The organism is Rhizobium zaerense, assembly GCF_051810725.1.
Taxonomy (GTDB): Bacteria; Pseudomonadota; Alphaproteobacteria; order Rhizobiales; family Rhizobiaceae; genus Rhizobium; species Rhizobium leguminosarum_I.
Genome location: NZ_JBPWQY020000002.1, coordinates 195,741 through 212,873, shown reverse-complemented (window position 1 = coordinate 212,873; position 17,133 = coordinate 195,741). Strand labels below are relative to the sequence as shown.

Annotated in this window: 13 protein-coding genes and 1 pseudogene; 10 read left to right on the top strand and 4 right to left on the bottom strand. The window is 60.9% G+C overall.

Annotation, left to right across the window (positions count from 1 at the left end; all coding sequences use genetic code 11):
* The first annotated feature begins 599 nt into the window (after nt 1-599).
* Nucleotides 600-746, top strand: a complete 147-nt coding sequence (locus ACS4RR_RS25410) for a DUF1127 domain-containing protein (RefSeq protein WP_456190179.1) — start codon at nt 600-602, stop codon at nt 744-746.
* A 769-nt stretch (nt 747-1,515) separates the two neighbouring features.
* Here the strand turns inward: ACS4RR_RS25410 and ACS4RR_RS25405 are convergent.
* Nucleotides 1,516-1,974, bottom strand: a complete 459-nt coding sequence (locus ACS4RR_RS25405) for a helix-turn-helix domain-containing protein (RefSeq protein WP_456190178.1) — start codon at nt 1,972-1,974, stop codon at nt 1,516-1,518.
* A gap of 356 nt (nt 1,975-2,330) precedes the next feature.
* Between ACS4RR_RS25405 and ACS4RR_RS25400 the strand changes: the two genes are divergently transcribed.
* The 5 genes and pseudogenes from ACS4RR_RS25400 (at nt 2,331) to ACS4RR_RS25380 (ending at nt 7,422) form a co-directional block, all read left to right on the top strand.
* A complete protein-coding gene (locus tag ACS4RR_RS25400) occupies nt 2,331-3,533 on the top strand; it encodes an MFS transporter (RefSeq protein WP_456190363.1) in 1,203 nt (400 codons plus the stop codon).
* Between the two features lie 216 nt (nt 3,534-3,749).
* Complete coding sequence (msuE, locus tag ACS4RR_RS25395) at nt 3,750-4,310, top strand: FMN reductase (protein ID WP_222386077.1); 561 nt, start codon at nt 3,750-3,752, stop codon at nt 4,308-4,310.
* A 242-nt stretch (nt 4,311-4,552) separates the two neighbouring features.
* Nucleotides 4,553-5,390, top strand: a pseudogene (locus ACS4RR_RS25390) (MetQ/NlpA family lipoprotein).
* A gap of 309 nt (nt 5,391-5,699) precedes the next feature.
* Nucleotides 5,700-6,788, top strand: coding sequence for a methionine ABC transporter ATP-binding protein (locus ACS4RR_RS25385; protein WP_456190362.1), 1,089 nt, complete (start codon nt 5,700-5,702; stop codon nt 6,786-6,788).
* The gene (locus tag ACS4RR_RS25380; protein WP_222386074.1) at nt 6,769-7,422 is read left to right on the top strand and encodes a methionine ABC transporter permease; all 654 of its coding nucleotides are present in this window, start codon (nt 6,769-6,771) and stop codon (nt 7,420-7,422) included. The genes ACS4RR_RS25385 and ACS4RR_RS25380 overlap by 20 nt, the downstream gene beginning before the upstream one ends.
* A 1-nt stretch (nt 7,423) precedes the next feature.
* Here the strand turns inward: ACS4RR_RS25380 and ACS4RR_RS25375 are convergent, their stop codons facing one another.
* On the bottom strand, nt 7,424-8,782 hold the full coding sequence (locus ACS4RR_RS25375; protein ID WP_456190361.1) for an LLM class flavin-dependent oxidoreductase: 1,359 nt from the start codon (nt 8,780-8,782) through the stop codon (nt 7,424-7,426).
* Between the two features lie 233 nt (nt 8,783-9,015).
* Here ACS4RR_RS25375 and scpA point away from each other — a divergent pair, with 233 nt between their 5' ends.
* Entirely contained in the window at nt 9,016-11,154 is a 2,139-nt protein-coding gene (gene scpA, locus ACS4RR_RS25370) for a methylmalonyl-CoA mutase (RefSeq protein WP_456190360.1), read from the top strand.
* A gap of 1 nt (nt 11,155) precedes the next feature.
* Here scpA and ACS4RR_RS25365 read toward each other — a convergent pair whose 3' ends face one another.
* Nucleotides 11,156-12,316, bottom strand: a complete 1,161-nt coding sequence (locus tag ACS4RR_RS25365; protein ID WP_456190359.1) for a fumarylacetoacetate hydrolase family protein — start codon at nt 12,314-12,316, stop codon at nt 11,156-11,158.
* Between the two features lie 366 nt (nt 12,317-12,682).
* On the opposite strand from ACS4RR_RS25365, the gene ACS4RR_RS25360 reads away from it, so the two are divergent.
* Genes ACS4RR_RS25360 through ACS4RR_RS25350 form a run of 3 tightly spaced genes read left to right on the top strand, consistent with a single transcriptional unit; the run spans nt 12,683 to nt 15,230 of the window.
* Nucleotides 12,683-13,693, top strand: a complete 1,011-nt coding sequence (locus ACS4RR_RS25360; protein WP_222386070.1) for a Gfo/Idh/MocA family protein — start codon at nt 12,683-12,685, stop codon at nt 13,691-13,693.
* 10 nt (nt 13,694-13,703) lie between these two features.
* Nucleotides 13,704-14,801 (top strand): Gfo/Idh/MocA family protein, encoded by a 1,098-nt coding sequence (locus tag ACS4RR_RS25355; protein WP_170260282.1) that lies wholly within the window; start codon nt 13,704-13,706, stop codon nt 14,799-14,801.
* An 18-nt stretch (nt 14,802-14,819) separates the two neighbouring features.
* The gene (locus ACS4RR_RS25350; protein WP_222386068.1) at nt 14,820-15,230 is read left to right on the top strand and encodes a VOC family protein; all 411 of its coding nucleotides are present in this window, start codon (nt 14,820-14,822) and stop codon (nt 15,228-15,230) included.
* Between the two features lie 97 nt (nt 15,231-15,327).
* On the opposite strand, the gene atzF is transcribed toward ACS4RR_RS25350, so the two are convergent.
* Nucleotides 15,328-17,133 (bottom strand): allophanate hydrolase, encoded by a 1,806-nt coding sequence (gene atzF, locus ACS4RR_RS25345; RefSeq protein ID WP_456190358.1) that lies wholly within the window; start codon nt 17,131-17,133, stop codon nt 15,328-15,330.

Genomic DNA, 17,133 nt, shown 5'->3' with positions numbered 1-17,133 from the left:
TGGAACGATATAACCTAGATAGAATTTTCTAATTTTGTCCGTTTGCCCGAAACAGCCGCCTTCGATAGCCCCTTCTTCCCAACGAATTCCTCACTTGGGGCCTTCAGCGATGCATCGTTTCATCGAAGACGCTGGTGCGCTTCCGCAAACCAGGGTCCGCAGACCAGCCGTGCCTTGGCCAACCGATTTTGTTCAGCAGGGCGCTCAGCGTGGCAGGGATCCTGCTTGTTTCTTCGGAGAATTTGGACCCCGATGTCGTCACGCCGTGGCGTTAGGATATGCCGCCAAGCGCTTCCGTCCGGATAGGCGGATACTTCGGGCGCTCGGAACTCAACACGTGTCATTAAGTACTGTTCGCAGCATTGGATTCACTCTGTGACGCGAGATACGAACCCGACGATCCGATGGCTTTCACCTCCGCGGCTTAAAAAGACAGAATTTCGCCCAAAAAAGAAACACCCCATGCGTCCATCGCATAGCTGAGATGAGAGATTGTCGCTGTTTTAAACCGATTGAACCGCCTATATTCCAACCATCGAAACGACGCCGGAGCCAAAAAGGTTGCTGACGTCAGACAGCCCTCAGGAAAGGGGATTATCATGAACGTAGCACGCTCTTTCAACAACTGGCGCAAGTTCCGTCAGACCGTCACCGAACTCGGCCGCATGTCCAGCCGTGAGCTGCAGGACCTCGGTATCGACCGCGCTGACATCCGCAGCGTTGCCCGCGCATCGATCGGGCGCTAACCGCACAGCGCGTAGTATTGAATACTTGCTTGACGCCCGCTTCCGACGCGGGCGTTTTTGCGTCGAACTCCGTGGCGGAACTCGTTGGGATCCTCGTTCGTATTGTAAGCTTTCCGCCTTGTAGTCCTTGCATAGCTGCAGTGCAGCATAAGACATTGGCACCATCCGTGGTCGGTCTATGATCAACACTATCGAAGCAATGCACCTCCTCCCAGTCGCTGTTCGGTTTTCAGAAAGCCTGCCGCACCTCCTCCCGTGGCAGGCTTTTTCGTATCCTGAGCCTTCCCTGCTAAAGATCGAGATCGAGTGCGGCTGTTCCCACGTCGAATATCGGGGAGAGAAAGCCGCTTCATATCCCGCAGACCAACAAGGTAGCTGTGATAGGCGGCCGAATTGCCTCGAAGGAGTGGCGCTTGGTTTCATACCGGCGAACTTGGCCGGCAAGCTCCCTGGCGGTCCGCCGCGCCATGTCGCGCCGGTGACTTACCAAATCATATTTCTCGGGCTGAAACGCTTGGCCCAGATGACCTCATCGCCAGGTTGGCCACGATGTCAGGATTGTCATGGCTGTTCCATAGGAACCACGCCAACGCCGAGCGCGGATATTAGCTCCCGGTCCCGTCCTGCAGATACCGATCCAGCAGATAGCAAATCGCAAGCAGACCCTTTCCGGGAACGCCACAGGTTGCCCTGTCAGATCGATCAGCTGCAACTCACCAAATGACTCGGGCCTGAGTTTCATGCGGATACTGCCTGCCGATATCCCCGGCTATTCTCCGAGCGGAAGAGTGATATCCGCTCCGGAGGCTTCCAATGCTACGCCGTGACTTTCCGCCTGCGCCATCGCCTTTACCAGCGCGATGACCGTATCGCGGATATTGCGGTCGGCAATTTTAAGAAAGGCGCGATTGAGCACCAATCCCTCTTTTGTTCGCAGGAATTCAGCGACCGGGTCGGCATTCGCCGACAGATCCAGGCCCTGCAGTGTCAACGGCTCGGAATTCTCCTGTTCGAAGAAGAAGCTCACCGACGTGTGAAGCACCTCGGCGATCCGCTGCAGGCGGCTCGCGCCGATGCGGTTGATTCCCTTCTCGTATTTCTGAACCTGCTGAAAGGTCACGCCGATCTGCTCGGCAAGCCGTTCCTGGCTCATCCCGAGCAACTGCCTGCGCATTCTTATGCGCGCTCCGACATAGCTGTCTATTGCATTCGCTGTCTTGACATTCATCGTGTGTTTTCAGCCTCGATCGCATTTTTCAATCGGGGAAGCTGTAGTATCCCCTGCATGGCTTTTCCATGGTTGTTTTCACATAGCATACTGGATATGCGATGATCGCGACCGACTGTGGTATGAAAGCCCGCCTGGAAAGACGTTAAGCCAGGCAGAAATCACTGGTTCGGAGAAAAAATCGAACAAAAGCCGTACCAATACGGATAAAACCGGGCTGTAATTGCGTCTCCGCTTACGCTAAATGCACTTCAGCGACCGTCGCAGGAGTGTCTTCCCAGCCCCGATCGCCCGAAAATCCATCGAACAAAGCGACGTGGCGCGGCACCGGCCGTGCCTGTGCAGGAGAAGTATTGATGGCAACCGTTGCCGAGAGCGCGCCCCGTTTCGAAAAAACAACCATCTCCATCCTCATGGCGGTCAGCTTCTGCCATATGCTGAACGACATCATGCAGTCGTTGCTCGCCTCGCTCTATCCGCTGTTCAAGGCGAACTACGATCTCGATTTTGTCCAGATCGGCCTCTTGACCATGACTTTCCAGGTCACGGCTTCGCTGCTGCAGCCGCTGGTCGGTATCGTCACCGACCGCTGGCCGATGCCCTATTCGCTGCCTGTGGGCATGGCGAGTACCTTTTGCGGCCTCATTCTGCTCGGCAATGCCGGCAGCTTCGAACTGCTGCTGGTTGCCGCCAGCCTGATCGGCTTCGGCTCGGCGGTCTTCCACCCCGAATCGTCGCGCGTCGCCCGTCTTGCCTCCGGCGGTCGCCATGGTTTCGCGCAATCCTTCTTCCAGGTCGGTGGCAATGCCGGCCAGGCGATCGGTCCGCTGCTTGCCGCCTTCATCGTGCTGCCGCTCGGCCAGCACAGCGTCTCCTGGTTCGCCGCCATCGCCATGGTCGGCATGATCGTGCTGAGCTGGGTCGGCAACTGGTACATCAGCCACAGGCGCCAGAATGCCAGCAAGCCGGCAATCAGCCGGACCCTGCCGCTGCCGCAGAACCGGGTCATCTGGGCGCTGCTCATTCTCGTGGTGCTGACGGCGACGAAGAATGTCTACATGGCGAGCGTGTCGAGCTACTTCACCTTCTACGTCATCGACAAGTTCGAGCTCAGCGTGCAGCAGGCACAGCTGATGCTCTTTCTGTTCCTCGGTTCGGTTGCCGTCGGCACTTTCCTCGGCGGGCCGATCGGCGATCGCTTCGGCGCGCGTTTCGTCATCTGGTTCTCGATCCTCGGCGTCATTCCCTTTGCGCTCCTGCTCCCCTATGCGAACCTTTTCTGGACGGGTGTGCTCAGCATCGTCATCGGCCTGATCTTCGCTTCGGCCTTCTCGGCAATCGTCGTCTTCGCACAGGAACTGGTGCCCGGGCGCGTCGGGCTGATTGCCGGCGTCTTCTTCGGCTTCGCCTTCGGGGCAGGGGGGCTTGGGGCGGCGCTGCTCGGCGATTTCGCTGATACCCACGGCATCGATTTCGTCTACCGTATCTGCTCCTACCTGCCGCTGCTCGGTCTCCTGACGGTCTTCCTGCCGCGCATTCCCAAGCAGAAACCGGTCTGAGGCGACATCGCTTACGGACAATCGATCGAGCCGGAATGTCACCGGGACTCCGGCTCGATGCTCCCAGTTTCGCACGTCGCAACCGCCCATTGGCTCGAACGTATTTTTCTCCTCCTATGGGGAAGAGGGATCGCCATACCTTTAATCCACTATTTTTATAGATAATATTCATCCAATAATGACGTCGATTTCGGCACGATATTGGAAGGAAATGGCATGTCTGCTCCCAAATTGGTCGGCCTTGCGGGTAGTTTCAACCGCCCGTCCAAGACCTTTGCGCTTGTTGAAAACATTGCTGGTCTCGCCGCTGAGAAATACGGCTTCGACAACGCAATCTACGACCTGACCGACGTCGGCCCCTCGCTTGGTTTGGCGCTGCGCCGTGCCGATCTCGACAGTCGCGCCAGGGAAGTCATCGACGACATCGTCAATGCCGATGTGCTGGTCATCGGAGCGCCGACCTACAAGGGCAGCTATCCCGGCCTCTTCAAGCATCTGATCGACCTGATCGACCCGCATGAGCTGCGCGCCAAGCCAATCATCATCACCGCGACCGGCGGCGGTGACCGCCATGCGCTGATGGTCGAGCACCAGCTCCGCCCGCTCTTCGGTTTTTTCATGTCTCACACGCTGCCGACCGCGGTTTATGCATCCGACCGCGACTTCACCGATTACCGTGTCTCATCCGACCCGCTTTGCAATCGGATCGGGGAGGTCATCGGCGAGCTCGCGGCCTTCTTTCCCAACCGGACTCAAGCGCTTATCGCCGCCGAGTGAAGCGTGCAGGATAGACTTGAAACGGCGCCGCTAAGGCGTCGTTTTCGCTTTCGCGCCATCCTCGCGGCCAAGTATAATCCACTAATTTAATGGAAATTTATCCTGCCGATATCGATGGCAGGGCAAGAGTTTTTCCGAGCCTTGCTCCACATCAGATATTCGTGCTTCGCTCGCGATCTGCGCATTTGCCATGATCGGCCTGCTCGGGGCGTTCGGCCTCATTCAGTCAGACGGGATATAAAATGACCAAGAACAAAAATCTTCACGGCCTCCACCTTTCGCGCCGGGCGGCTCTTGCCGCCGTGGCCGTTTCCGCTGCCGCACTCTTTCTTTGCAGCACCCACTCCTTCCTTTGCCGAGGACAAGTCGATCAAGGTCGGCATCATGGCCGGCGAGGAGGAGGACATTTGGCGCGTTGTCGCAAGCGAGGCGGGCAAGAAGGGTCTCAAGATCGAGACCGTCATCTTTAACGACTACACCCAGCCGAATGAAGCGCTGGAACGCGGCGAAATCGATGCCAACGCCTTCCAGCACCAGCCCTATCTCGACAACCAGATCCAGCAGCACGGCTATCACATCATTCGCGTCGGTTATACCGGGGTCTGGCCGATCGGCCTTTACACCAAGAAATACAAGTCCGTCGCCGAGATCCCGGAAGGTGCCGTCATCGGCGTGCCGAACGATCCTTCGAACGAAGGCCGTGCGCTGCGCGTTCTCCAGAACGAAGGCCTGATCAAACTGAAGGAGGGCACCGGTATTCTCGCGACCGTCGCCGACGTCACCGACAATCCGAAGAAGATCGAGATCAAAGAGCTCGACGCCGGCATCGTCGGCCGCTCGATCGACGATCTGGATGCCGGTATCGTCAACACCGACTGGGCGTTGAAAAGCGGTCTTTCTCCGGCCGAACGCATCGCCCAGGAGCCGATCACTGATAATCCATACCGCAATTTCATCGCCGTCAAGGACGACAACAAGGATGCCGACTGGGTCAAGACGCTTGTGTCTTCTTATCAGAACGACACCGTCAAGGCCGAGTTCGATAAGGTCTACAAGGGCACCGGTCTCAGCGCCTATTGATCCGAGGCGGGGCCGGGGTTAGAGCCTTTCCGGGTTAGATTGCAGCATTCTGTTGGCTCAAACGGAGTCGGCCGGTCGATCAGCCGGCCCGTTTCAGCCAACCCGAAGGGCCGGGCATCTTTCCGCCAGGGCAAAGGCGATCGGCTCGGACGTACCAAGGGATATGCCCGTCGCTAATCGCCTTTGCCCTGACGAAAACCTGCTCCGGCAGAATGCTTCAATCTAACCCGGAAAGGCTCTAAGGCCTGCCGAGAGGCGGTCTGGGCGTTCTCTGCCCGGACCGCCTTCAGTATTTGTAAGGAAAACGATATGAACTCCCTTGTTTCCACCACGGTGATCGAGGCGCAGTCTCAAGCGCCGGCTTCCGAAGAGGTGGTGAGGCTGACCGACGTGAAGCGACGGTTCGGAACCACTGCAGCCCTCGACGGCATTTCGCTGACAGTGAAGAGAGGCGAGATCCTCGGCATCATCGGCCGCAGCGGCGCCGGCAAATCGACGCTGATCCGCTGCCTGAATGGCCTGGAGCGCGCCGATGGCGGCGAGATCCTCATCGAAGGCCGAGACATCACCGGACTTTCAGAACAGGACCTGCAGCCGCTGCGCCGCCGCATCGGCATGATCTTCCAGCATTTCAATCTGCTTTCCGCCAAAACCGTCGAGGAAAACGTCGCGCTGCCGCTGAAGATCGAGGGTCTTGCAAAGGGCGAGCGCCTGAAACGAGCCCATGAGCTCCTCGAGCTCGTCGGCCTTGCAGACAAGGCGAAGACCTATCCCGTATCGCTGTCCGGCGGCCAGAAACAACGGGTCGGCATCGCCCGGGCGCTGGCGGCACGGCCGGCACTGCTGTTGTCCGACGAGGCGACATCGGCGCTCGATCCGGAAACAACCCGGTCGATCCTGGCGCTGCTCAAGGATATCAACCGTAAGCTCGGGCTGACCATTCTGCTGATCACGCATGAGATGGAAGTGGTCCGCGGCATTGCCGATCGCGTCGCGGTCATCGATGCCGGACGGATCGTCGAGGAAGGGCAGGTCTGGTCGGTCTTCGCCAATCCGCAGACTGAAATCACCGGGAGCCTGCTCGGCGGCATCCGCCCGCAGCTTCCTGCGCATATCGCCGGCCGGCTGTCGGCGACGGCGGGCAACGAAGCGATCCTCAGCGTCGATCTCGCCGGGCCACAGGCGCAGGGCGCGCTATTTGCCGAACTCTCGGCAGCATTGCCGCATTCCTTCCGCCTCGTCCATGGCGGCATTGACCATATCCAGAACCAGCCGGTGGCGCGGTTCTTCATCGCCGTTCCCGCGCGTGACCCCGCGCTTGCCGGAAATGTCGAACAATTCCTGACGGCCCGGTCCGCCCGGGTGGAGGTGCTTGGTTATGACGCCGATCATGTTTGAACTGCTTATTCGCTCCCTTTGGGAGACGGTCCTGATGACCCTCGCCTCGGGGGTGATCTCGCTCGTCGCCGGCCTGCCGCTCGGCCTGGCCCTGCTTGCGACGGCGCGCGGCGGCATCGCCGAAAACCTTTGGATCAATCGCGTGCTCGGCGCAGTCATCAACGGCTTCCGCTCGGTGCCCTTCATCATCCTGCTGGTGGCGCTGATCCCGCTGACGCGGCTGATCGTCGGCACCGCGCTCGGCACCTGGGCGGCCATCGTGCCGCTCGCCATCGCCGCAACGCCCTATTACGCCCGCATCGCCGAAGTGTCGCTGCGCGAAGTCGACCGCGGGCTGATCGATGCCGTGCGCGCCATGGGCGGCAATCGCTGGACCATCATCCGCGAGGTGCTGGTGCCTGAAGCGCTGCCAGGCATCGTCGCCGGTTTCACCGTCACGCTGGTGACGCTGATCGGCGCCTCGGCCATGGCGGGCGCAATCGGCGCCGGCGGCCTCGGCGATCTCGCCATCCGCTATGGCTATCAGCGTTTCGAAACCAGTGTGATGATCGCGGTGGTGGCCGTCCTCATCGTGCTCGTCTGCGGCATCCAGTGGCTTGGCGACCGGCTGGTTGCCGGGCTGGACCACCGATAACTCAGCGCCGGAACTGGGCGGCGGGATGAGCAGCGGGCAACCTGCCGTTGCCGCCGCCGAAAAGCTTCTGCCGCAAGGGTCCTGCAGCATAGTCCGCCTTAAAGACGCCGCGCTCCTGCAGAACCGGGACGACCAGATCGACGATATCGCGCAGGCTTTCCGGCGCCACCGTCCGCGCCAGATTGAAGCCGTCGATGCCGCCCTCTTCGATCCATGTCGTGAGATGATCGGCGATCTGCTCAGGTGAGCCGACCACCGGTTTCATCCGGCTGCCGAGTATCATCTGGTCGATGATGTCACGCAGCGTCACCGGCTTCGCTGCCTGTTTCGTGATGGCCGCAAGTGCAGACTGATTGGCGTTGGTCGAGCTCTGGTCGATGACGTCGTCAAATTCATACTTCGAAAAATCGACGCCTGTCGAAGCGGAATAATGTGCAAGCGAGGCCTCGACGCTCGCGTGGCGGCGATAATCCTCGAGCTTGTCCTGTGCTTCCTTCTCCGTCCGCCCGACGACAACAGTGATCAGGCTCAGGATCTTCAGTGCGTCGGCGCCACGGCCGAATTCCTCCGCCTTCGCCCGCAGCGCATCGACGGTCGGCTTGGCCGCCTTGGGATTAGGCCCGGCAATGAAGACGCATTCGGCGTGGCGAGCGGCAAAGTCCTGGCCGCGGGCCGAGGCGCCGGCCTGAAAGAGCAGGGGCGTGCGCTGCGGCGAGGGCTCGGAAAGATGGATGCCTTCCATCCGGTAATATTTGCCGTCGTGACGGACAGAGCGCACTTTGGAGGGATCGGCATAGGTGCCGCCCGCCTTGTCGCGCAGCACCGCATCGTCGTCCCAGCTTCCTTCCCAGAGCTTGTAGAGAATTTCCAGATATTCTTCGGCTGCGTCGTAGCGCGCATCATGTTCCGGCAGCGTGTCGAGACCCATGCTGCGGGCGGCACTGTCGAGATAACCGGTGACGATGTTCCAGCCGATCCGTCCCTTGGTCAGGTGATCGAGCGTCGACATGCGGCGCGCCAGCAGGAAGGGTGGCTCATAAGTCGTGTTGACGGTGACCCCGAAACCCAGATGTTTGGTGACATAGGCCATCGCCGAAATCGGCATCAGCGGATCATTGACGGGAATCTGCGCCGCCGTTTCGATCACCGGTGCCGGACTGCCCCTATAGACATCGTAGACACCGACGATGTCGGCCAGGAAAATGCCGTCCAGCTTGCCGCGTTCGGCGGTCTTGGCAAACTCCGTCCAGTAGTCGAGATCGGTATAGTCCGCTGAGCGGTCGCGCGGATGCGTCCACAGGCCGTGGTTGATATGGCCGACGCAGTTCATGTCGAAGGCATAGATCTGCATGGTCTTCATGAGGCGGGTCCCAAAGCCGGCAATAGAAATCAAGGATTTGCCGCATTAACTATCCTGGAGCATGATGCCGAAAAGTGTGAGCGGTTTCAGGACGACATCATGCTCTAACTATATAATATAGAACAGGATTCAGATTTTTGGCCAGCTCGGCCTAAAATCATCCTGTTCGGGCTCTATCGCACGAGGAGCCGGTGAAATGGTAGGGTGGAGATGAAAAAAGCCGGAGGAACTGTATGACGAAGAAGACGCTGTCGGATTGGGCGGAGCTTGCGCAAAAGGAACTGCGCAGCTCGCCCGAAACGTTGACCTGGCAGACGCCGGAAGGCATTGCCGTCAAGCCGCTCTATACGGCCGAGGATCTCGACGGCGCCGGGCACCTTGGTTCGCTTCCCGGTTTTGCCCCCTTCACTCGCGGCCCGCGGGCGACGATGTATGCCGGCCGGCCCTGGACGATCCGCCAATATGCCGGCTTCTCGACGGCAGAGGAATCGAATGCCTTTTATCGCCGCAATCTGGCGGCCGGCCAGAAGGGCCTGTCGGTCGCTTTTGATCTTGCCACCCACCGCGGTTATGACAGCGATCATCCGCGCGTCGAGGGCGATGTCGGTAAGGCAGGTGTGGCAATCGACAGCGTCGAGGACATGAAGATCCTGTTCGATGGCATTCCGCTCGGCGAAATGTCGGTGTCGATGACCATGAACGGCGCCGTCATCCCGATCCTTGCCTCCTTCATTGTCGCCGGCGAGGAGCAGGGCGTTCCACGGGCCGAGCTCTCGGGGACCATTCAGAACGACATCCTCAAGGAGTTCATGGTCCGCAACACCTATATCTATCCGCCCGAACCCTCGATGCGGATCGTTGCCGATATCATCGACTATACCGCCCGCGAGATGCCGAAGTTCAACTCCATCTCGATCTCCGGCTACCACATGCAGGAAGCCGGCGCGACGCTGGTGCAGGAACTGGCCTTCACGCTGGCCGACGGCCGCGAATATGTCCGCGCCGCCATCGCCAAAGGCCTGAGCGTCGACGAGTTCGCCGGCCGCCTTTCATTCTTCTTCGCCATCGGCATGAACTTCTTCATGGAAGCGGCCAAGCTGCGCGCCGCCCGCCTGCTCTGGACGCGGATCATGGAAGGGTTTCATCCGAAGAAACAGTCCTCGCTGATGCTGCGCACCCATTGCCAGACCTCCGGCGTCTCGCTGCAGGAACAGGACCCCTATAACAACATCATCCGCACCGCTTTCGAGGCGATGTCGGCCGTGCTCGGCGGTACGCAGTCGCTGCACACCAACTCCTTCGACGAGGCGATCGCGCTGCCGACGGAATTTTCCTCGCGCATTGCGCGTAATACGCAGCTGATCCTGAGCCACGAAACGGGCGTGACAAAAGTGGTCGATCCCCTGGCGGGCTCCTACTATGTCGAAAGCCTGACGGCCGAGCTTGCCGATAAGGCCTGGGCCTTGATGGAGGAGGTCGAGGCTCTGGGCGGCATGACCAAGGCCGTGGCCGATGGCCTGCCGAAACGGCTGATTGAGGAAGCGGCCGCGCGCCGCCAGGCAGCTGTCGACAAGGGCGAGGAGGTCATCGTCGGCGTCAACCGCTATAGGCTCGACAACGAACAGCCGATCGACATTCTGGAGATCGACAATAGCGCAGTACGCAAAGCGCAAATAAGAAGGATCGAGGAAACCAAGCGGCGGCGCGATGGCGGAGCCGTGCGCGAGGCGCTGGCGGCCCTGGCAGAGATCGCACAGAGCGGCAAGGGCAACCTGCTGGAAGCCGCCATCGCGGCGGCGCGAGCCCGCGCCACGGTCGGCGAAATATCGGATGCGATGCGCGCTGCCTTCGGCGATCATGCCGCCATTCCTGAAGTTATCAAAGGCGTCTATGGCGAAGCATATGAAAACGAGCCGGAGCTCGCTGTCTTGAGGACCCGCATGACCGAAGTGACGGAAGCCATCGGTCACCGGCCGAAGATCATGGTCGCCAAGCTCGGTCAGGACGGACATGACCGAGGCGCCAAAGTGATCGCTTCGGCCTTCGGCGATATCGGCTTCGATGTGCTCGCCGGTCCCCTCTTCCAGACACCGGAGGAAGCTGCCGGCGTCGCGCTCAGCGAAAAGGTCAATGTTGTCGGCGTCTCGTCGCTGGCGGCCGGTCACAGGACGCTGCTGCCGCAGCTGATCGACAGGCTGAGGGAACAGGGCGGTGGCGATATCATCGTCGTCTGCGGCGGCGTCATCCCGCGTCAGGACTATGAATTCCTGCACGAACACGGCGTTGCAGCCGTGTTCGGCCCCGGGACAAATGTTCTCGAGGCGGCAAACTCCGTCCTCGACCTGCTGCAGGGCAGGCGCCGGAATCAGTAGTTTAGAGAAGACCGCGCTTTGCGAGGTTGCTCATCAGCGCCGAAATACCGAAGGTCCAGGGCGGGCATTCGGTGGAGAGCCGAACGGTGTTGACGAGCGCGCCGAGCCCTGCCGAGGAAATCTCGACGACATCACCGATCTTGTGGGTGAAGCCTTGCTTTGGCGCGTCGCGGTCCTGCGTCGGCGCAAACAGCGTGCCGAGAAAGAGCATGAAACCATCGGGATATTGGTGATGGGCGCCGACCGTCTGCTTGACGAGATCGGTCGGGTCGCGGCTGATCTTTGACATCGAACTTTTGCCGTGCAGCACGAAACCGTCCTGACCGGTGACTTTCAGGTCGAGTTCGGCGTTGCGGACGTCATCGAGGCTGTAGCCGGCATCGAACAGGCGGATGAAAGGACCGATCGAGCAGGAGGCGTTGTTGTCCTTGGCCTTGCCGAGCAGCAGTGCCGAGCGGCCCTCGACGTCGCGCAGATTGACGTCGTTGCCGAGTGCCGCCCCCTTGATCTCGCCGCGGCTGTTGACCGCGAGCACGATTTCCGGCTCGGGGTTGTTCCACGTCGAGATCGGATGCAGGCCGATAATGGCACCCCAACCGACCGAGGAGAGCACCGGCGCCTTGGTGAAGACTTCGGCGTCCGGCCCGATGCCGACCTCGAGATATTGCGACCACATGCCCTCGTCGATCAGTGCCTGCTTGACCTTGGCCGCCTCCGGCGAACCGGCCTTCAGATTGGTGAGGCTGCCGCCGATCAGCGTGCTGACGCGCTCGCAGATCGAGGCGGCCCGTTCCGGACTGCCGGCAGCCTTCTCCTCGATGACTCGCTCGATCATCGACTGGGCGAAAGTGACGCCGCAGGCCTTGACTGCCTGCAGGTCGACGGGTGCAAGGAGATAGGGACGCACTTCATCCGGCGTTCCCGTACTGTTGGCGGCAATCTGCTCCAGTGAACCGACCGCCTTGCCACTTGCGGCGCGGACGAAGCCGGCGGCATCCGGCCGCTCGAGCAGGGCGCTCAGCGTCGGCGCCTCGCGCGACGTGATGTCGACCAGCACGCCCTCGCGTGATGTCACAATGCTCGGTCCGGCAACCTCGGGATTCCAGACGCGGCCAACGAAAAGACCATCGGAAGCGGCGACATCGAGAAGAGCTTGAGACATGGTGATCTTCCGTCAAGACGAGCGAGAAGCGCTCTTTTGAAAATTGCGGGGTGTTGCCGCCCTCCAACCCGGCGGCGACCAAAATCGATCACATTCATGAAGACGGGGCAAGATGCGTTGGGGAAAAAGACTTTTTCTCGATCGGCTCAAGCGGCGGGCTTCCTCGGGAATCCAATCGCAAAAGCCCTCAAAATAACTATTTAGATACAAAATAACTGTTAAATTTCAAATATTTAAATACAGGCTGTGACGATTTTGCCCTCCATCTCGCCTTGACAGGAGCCGGCTTTCGTTATCTGTTTTGCCCAACATGGAGGAGGCTGGCATTACCCGGCCACACGAAAATCCCAGGAGGATATTGCAGCGATGTTGAGATTTGCCGTCGTCGGAATCGACCATGGGCACACGTTCGATCACGTGAAGGGATTGCTGGCCGCAGGCGGCGAGTTCGTCGGCTATTGCCCTCAGACCTCGGTGCCGGCATTGCGCGAGGCCTTTGAGAAGACCTATCCTGACGCGCCGCAGATCGACCGGGGAAAGCTGTTCGACGATCCGTCAATCGATGTCATCTGCATTTCCGCAATCCCCCGTGACCGTGCCGGGCTTGCCATCCGCGCGATGAGATCGGGCAAGGACGTGATGACCGACAAGCCCGGCGTGACGACCTTCGCCCAGCTCGAGGAGGTCAGGCGCACCGTTGCCGAGACCGGCAAGATCTTCTCGATCTGCTTTTCCGAACGCCACTGCGTGCGCTCCGCCGTCAAGGCCGGCAAGCTCGTTGCCGAAGGCGCGATCGGCAAGGTAATCCAGACGCTCGGTGTCGGTCCACACCGGCTGCAGCTGCCGACCCGACCGGACTGGTTCTTCGACCCGGAAGCCTTCGGTGGCATTATCGTCGATATCGCTTCACACCAGATCGACCAGTTCCTGTTTTATACCGGCTCGACCACAGGCGAGGTCATCGCGAGCTCGATCGGCAATTTCGGCATGCCCGACAAGCCCGCCTTCGAGGATTTCGGCGAGGTGCTTCTGCGCTCCGAAAAGGCGGCGGGTTATGTCCGTGTCGACTGGTTCACGCCGGAGGCGCTGCCGACCTGGGGCGACGGGCGCCTCACTATTCTCGGCACCGAAGGCTACATCGAACTGCGCAAATATATCGACATTACCGGCCGGCCGGGCAAGGATCATCTCTTCCTGGTCAACGGCAAGGAAATGACCCATATCGATTGCAGCGGCGAAAAGCTCGACTATTTCGACGCCTTCACCGCCGACGTCGGCAACCGCACGCAGACGGCGATGACCCAGGATCATGTTTTTGAAGTCTGCCGTCTTTCGCTGGAAGCCCAGACGAAAGCCGCGCGCATCGGCGCTCGCTGAGGAGGATATCATGACCAGGAAATTGCGCGTCGGCGTCATCGGCGCAGGCATCGCTGCGCGGCATCTGGCCGGCTTCGGCTGGAACAAGGAGCTTTTCGAGGTTCCTGTGCTCTGCTCGCTCGACGAGGAACGCGGCAAGGCGCTGTGCGAGGAATACGGCATTGGCGAATATGCGCAGGATGCGGATTCGCTGTTTGCCCGTGACGATCTCGACATCATCGACATTTCGACGCCGCCGAGCTCGCATTTCGAACTCTGCCGCAAGGGCATCGAATCCGGCAAGCATGTGATCTGCGAGAAGCCGCTGTTCGGCTCGATCGCCGAGGTCGACGAGATGGGCCGCATTCTTGCCCGTTACCCCGGCAGAAAGCTGATGCCGATCTTCCAGTACCGCTACGGCTCCGGCCTGCAGAAACTGAAGCTGCTGATCGAGCGCGGCCTTGCCGGCAAGCCGTTCCTGACGACGATCGAGACACATTGGTGGCGCGGCCCGGATTATTACGCCGTGCCGTGGCGCGGCAAATGGGCGAGCGAACTCGGCGGTGGCCTTCTCGGCCACGCCATCCACGCCCATGACATGCTGAACTATGTGCACGGTCCCTGCGCCGAGGTGTTTTCCTATGGGGCGACGCTGGTCAATCCGATCGAGGTCGAGGATACGGCAGCCCTTTCGGTGAAGATGCAGAACGGCTCGCTGGCGACGCTGTCGATGACGCTCGGTTCGCGCAAGGAGATCTCGCGGCTGCGCTTCTGCTTCAACGACCTCGTCGCCGAAAGCATCATCGAACCCTATACGATGGGCCGTGATCCGTGGACGTTCGTCGCCGGGACCGAGGAACATCAGGCGCGGATCGATGAGGCGCTCGCCGCCTATGTGCCTGGCGAGGATGGCTACACCCGTCAGTTCGAGCTCTTCCACAAGGCGATCATCGAGGACACCGACCCACCGGTGACATTACAGGATGCCCGCAATTCTTTGGAACTGGTAACGGCCGCCTATTTCTCGCAGCGAACCGGACAACCGACGCCGATGCCGATCGCCGCCGATCATCCGCTCTATCGCTCCTGGCTTCCGGCAGGGGAATGGCGTGCTGCGGCCACCGTCTGAATCGGGAAGGGCTCTCGCATGCTGAAATCCTTCGAGCATGTCGGCATGACCGTCAGCGACATGGACCGCACCGTCGATTTCTACTGTGGCCTGCTCGGCCTCAGCCTCGTGCTGCGCAAGACGATGGCGAATGGCGTGCAGGTCGCGTTCCTCGATGCAGGCGGCGGCATGCTCGAGGTCTTTGCGCCGCCCGGCGGCGCGTCGAGGGCGGTCGATGTGCCTGAAGATACGGCCGGCATCCGGCACCTCACCTTCCATTTCGACGATGTCGAAGAGACCTTCGCCCGCCTTGAACAGGCGGGCGTCGAGATCAAGGAGCGGCCGCGCTTCGCCGTCCGCTCCGAGATGCTGAACAAGATCGCTTTCGTTCGCGATCCTGACGGCATCATCGTCGAACTTGCCGAACGCTCTCAGAGCCGCCAAGGCTGACACAGGTGCTGCCGATCGCTTCGCTGCGGGCGGTCAGACCGTCCCGCAGCAGATCGATCAGGTGCCGGATGAGTTTTGCCGCCATGCAAGACTCTCTTCAGCTCGCCAGCTTGGCGCTGATATAGTTGCGCCAGCCGCCAAGTGAGGTGATTTCCTCGGCACCTTTCACTGCATGGGCCTCGCAGACAAAGCCGGAGACGCTGGAACCGTCTTCGAGCGTCAGCTTACCGATGCCGAGGGGTGCCGGAATCTTCTGGACGAACCTGCCGAAAGCATCGGCCGGCAGTGCCCAGACCTCGACCTCCAGCCCCTGACCCTTATGGCCGGGTTCGCGCAGCAGCCCCGGTTTCGCTGGTGTGGTATTCGGCAGAACGAAGAGGCGATAGTCGCCTGATGTGCGGCAGGTCTTGACCAGACGCCCGCCGGAGCCTGCCAATTCGTGATTGAGCGGCATGCCGGTCAGATGCGCACCGACGACTGCGATTTCGATGAAACCGTTATCGCCAGGTGCAACACGGCTCGCCTCGGGGATCCCCGCCTGCCGGTCGATACCCATGCCGGAACCTGCTGCGCGGTGCAGCGCATCGGCAAGCGGCGCCAGCGCATCGTCGGTGAAGGCAGGTGCGATAACGGTGACGCCGCCCGGCAGCCCACCTTTGCCGAAGCCGGCCGGAACGGCGATCGCTGCGCAATCGAGCAGGTTGACGAAATTCGTATAGCGGCCGAGGCGGCCGTTGAGCACGACGGGATTGGCCAGCATGTCTGCTACGGTGTAGCTGGTCGGTGCGGTCGGAAGCAGAAGCACGTCGGCCTTTTCCCATTCGGCCTCGGTCTTGCGACGCAATTCTTCCAGCCGGTATCGGCCGTTGAAAGCCTCGACCGCGGTCTTGCCCTTGGCGCCTTCGATAATCCCCCTGACCGTCGGGTCGAAATCGGCTGCGTTCGTGGCGAGGAAGGTCTCGACCGCCGCCAGACGTTCGGCGACCCACGGCCCGTCATAGAGAAGGGCCGCCGCCTCGCGGAATGGCGCGTAATCGAAAGGCACGATGGTCGCTCCGAGCCCTCTGACTCGGTCGATTGCCTGGTCGTAGAGCGCCTCCACCTCCTTGTCGCCGAAGAATTCCCGCTCGGCATCGGTGAGAACGCCGATGCGCAAGCCCGATACCGGCAGGTTCGCCGGCATGGCGCGACGCGAGAAAGCATCGGCGGCATCGAACCCTTCGGCGACCTTGCGGATCGTAACGCCGTCGCCGACGGTCGCGGCGAAGATCGTAATGCAGTCGACGCTCTTGCAGGCCGGTATGGCGCCGGTATTCGGCAAGAGACCCGGCGTCGGCTTGATGCCGACCAGATTGTTGAAGGCGGCCGGCACGCGGCCGGAGCCCGCCGTATCGGTGCCGAGCGCGAAGGCGGCGAGGCCGGAAGCCACCGTGACCGCCGATCCAGAGCTCGAGCCGCCGGAGACATAGGCCGCATCGAAGACCGAACGCGGCGCGCCATAGGGCGAGCGCGTGCCGTTAAGGCCGGTCGCGAACTGGTCGAGATTGGTCTTGCCGATGATGATGGCGCCGGCCGCCTTCAAGCGGGCAACGACGGTGGAGTCCGCTTCCGGCCGATACGCATAGGCCGGGCAGGCAGCAGTCGTCGGCAGGCCGGCGGCATCGATATTGTCTTTCACGGCAAAGGGAATGCCCCAGAGCGGCAGGCTGTTTGCCTCAGGCGCGCGTGCCATTAAGGCTTTCGCGGCGGCCCGCAGATCGTCATCCGGCACAGGGGTGATGAAGATTGCCGGATCTCTCGAGGCGGCACGCCGCGCGATCACCTCTTCGATGGCGTCGAGCGGCGTCAGGCCGGATTGATAGGCGGCGCGAAGGCTTGAGAGATCGAGGATGGTCGGCAGCAT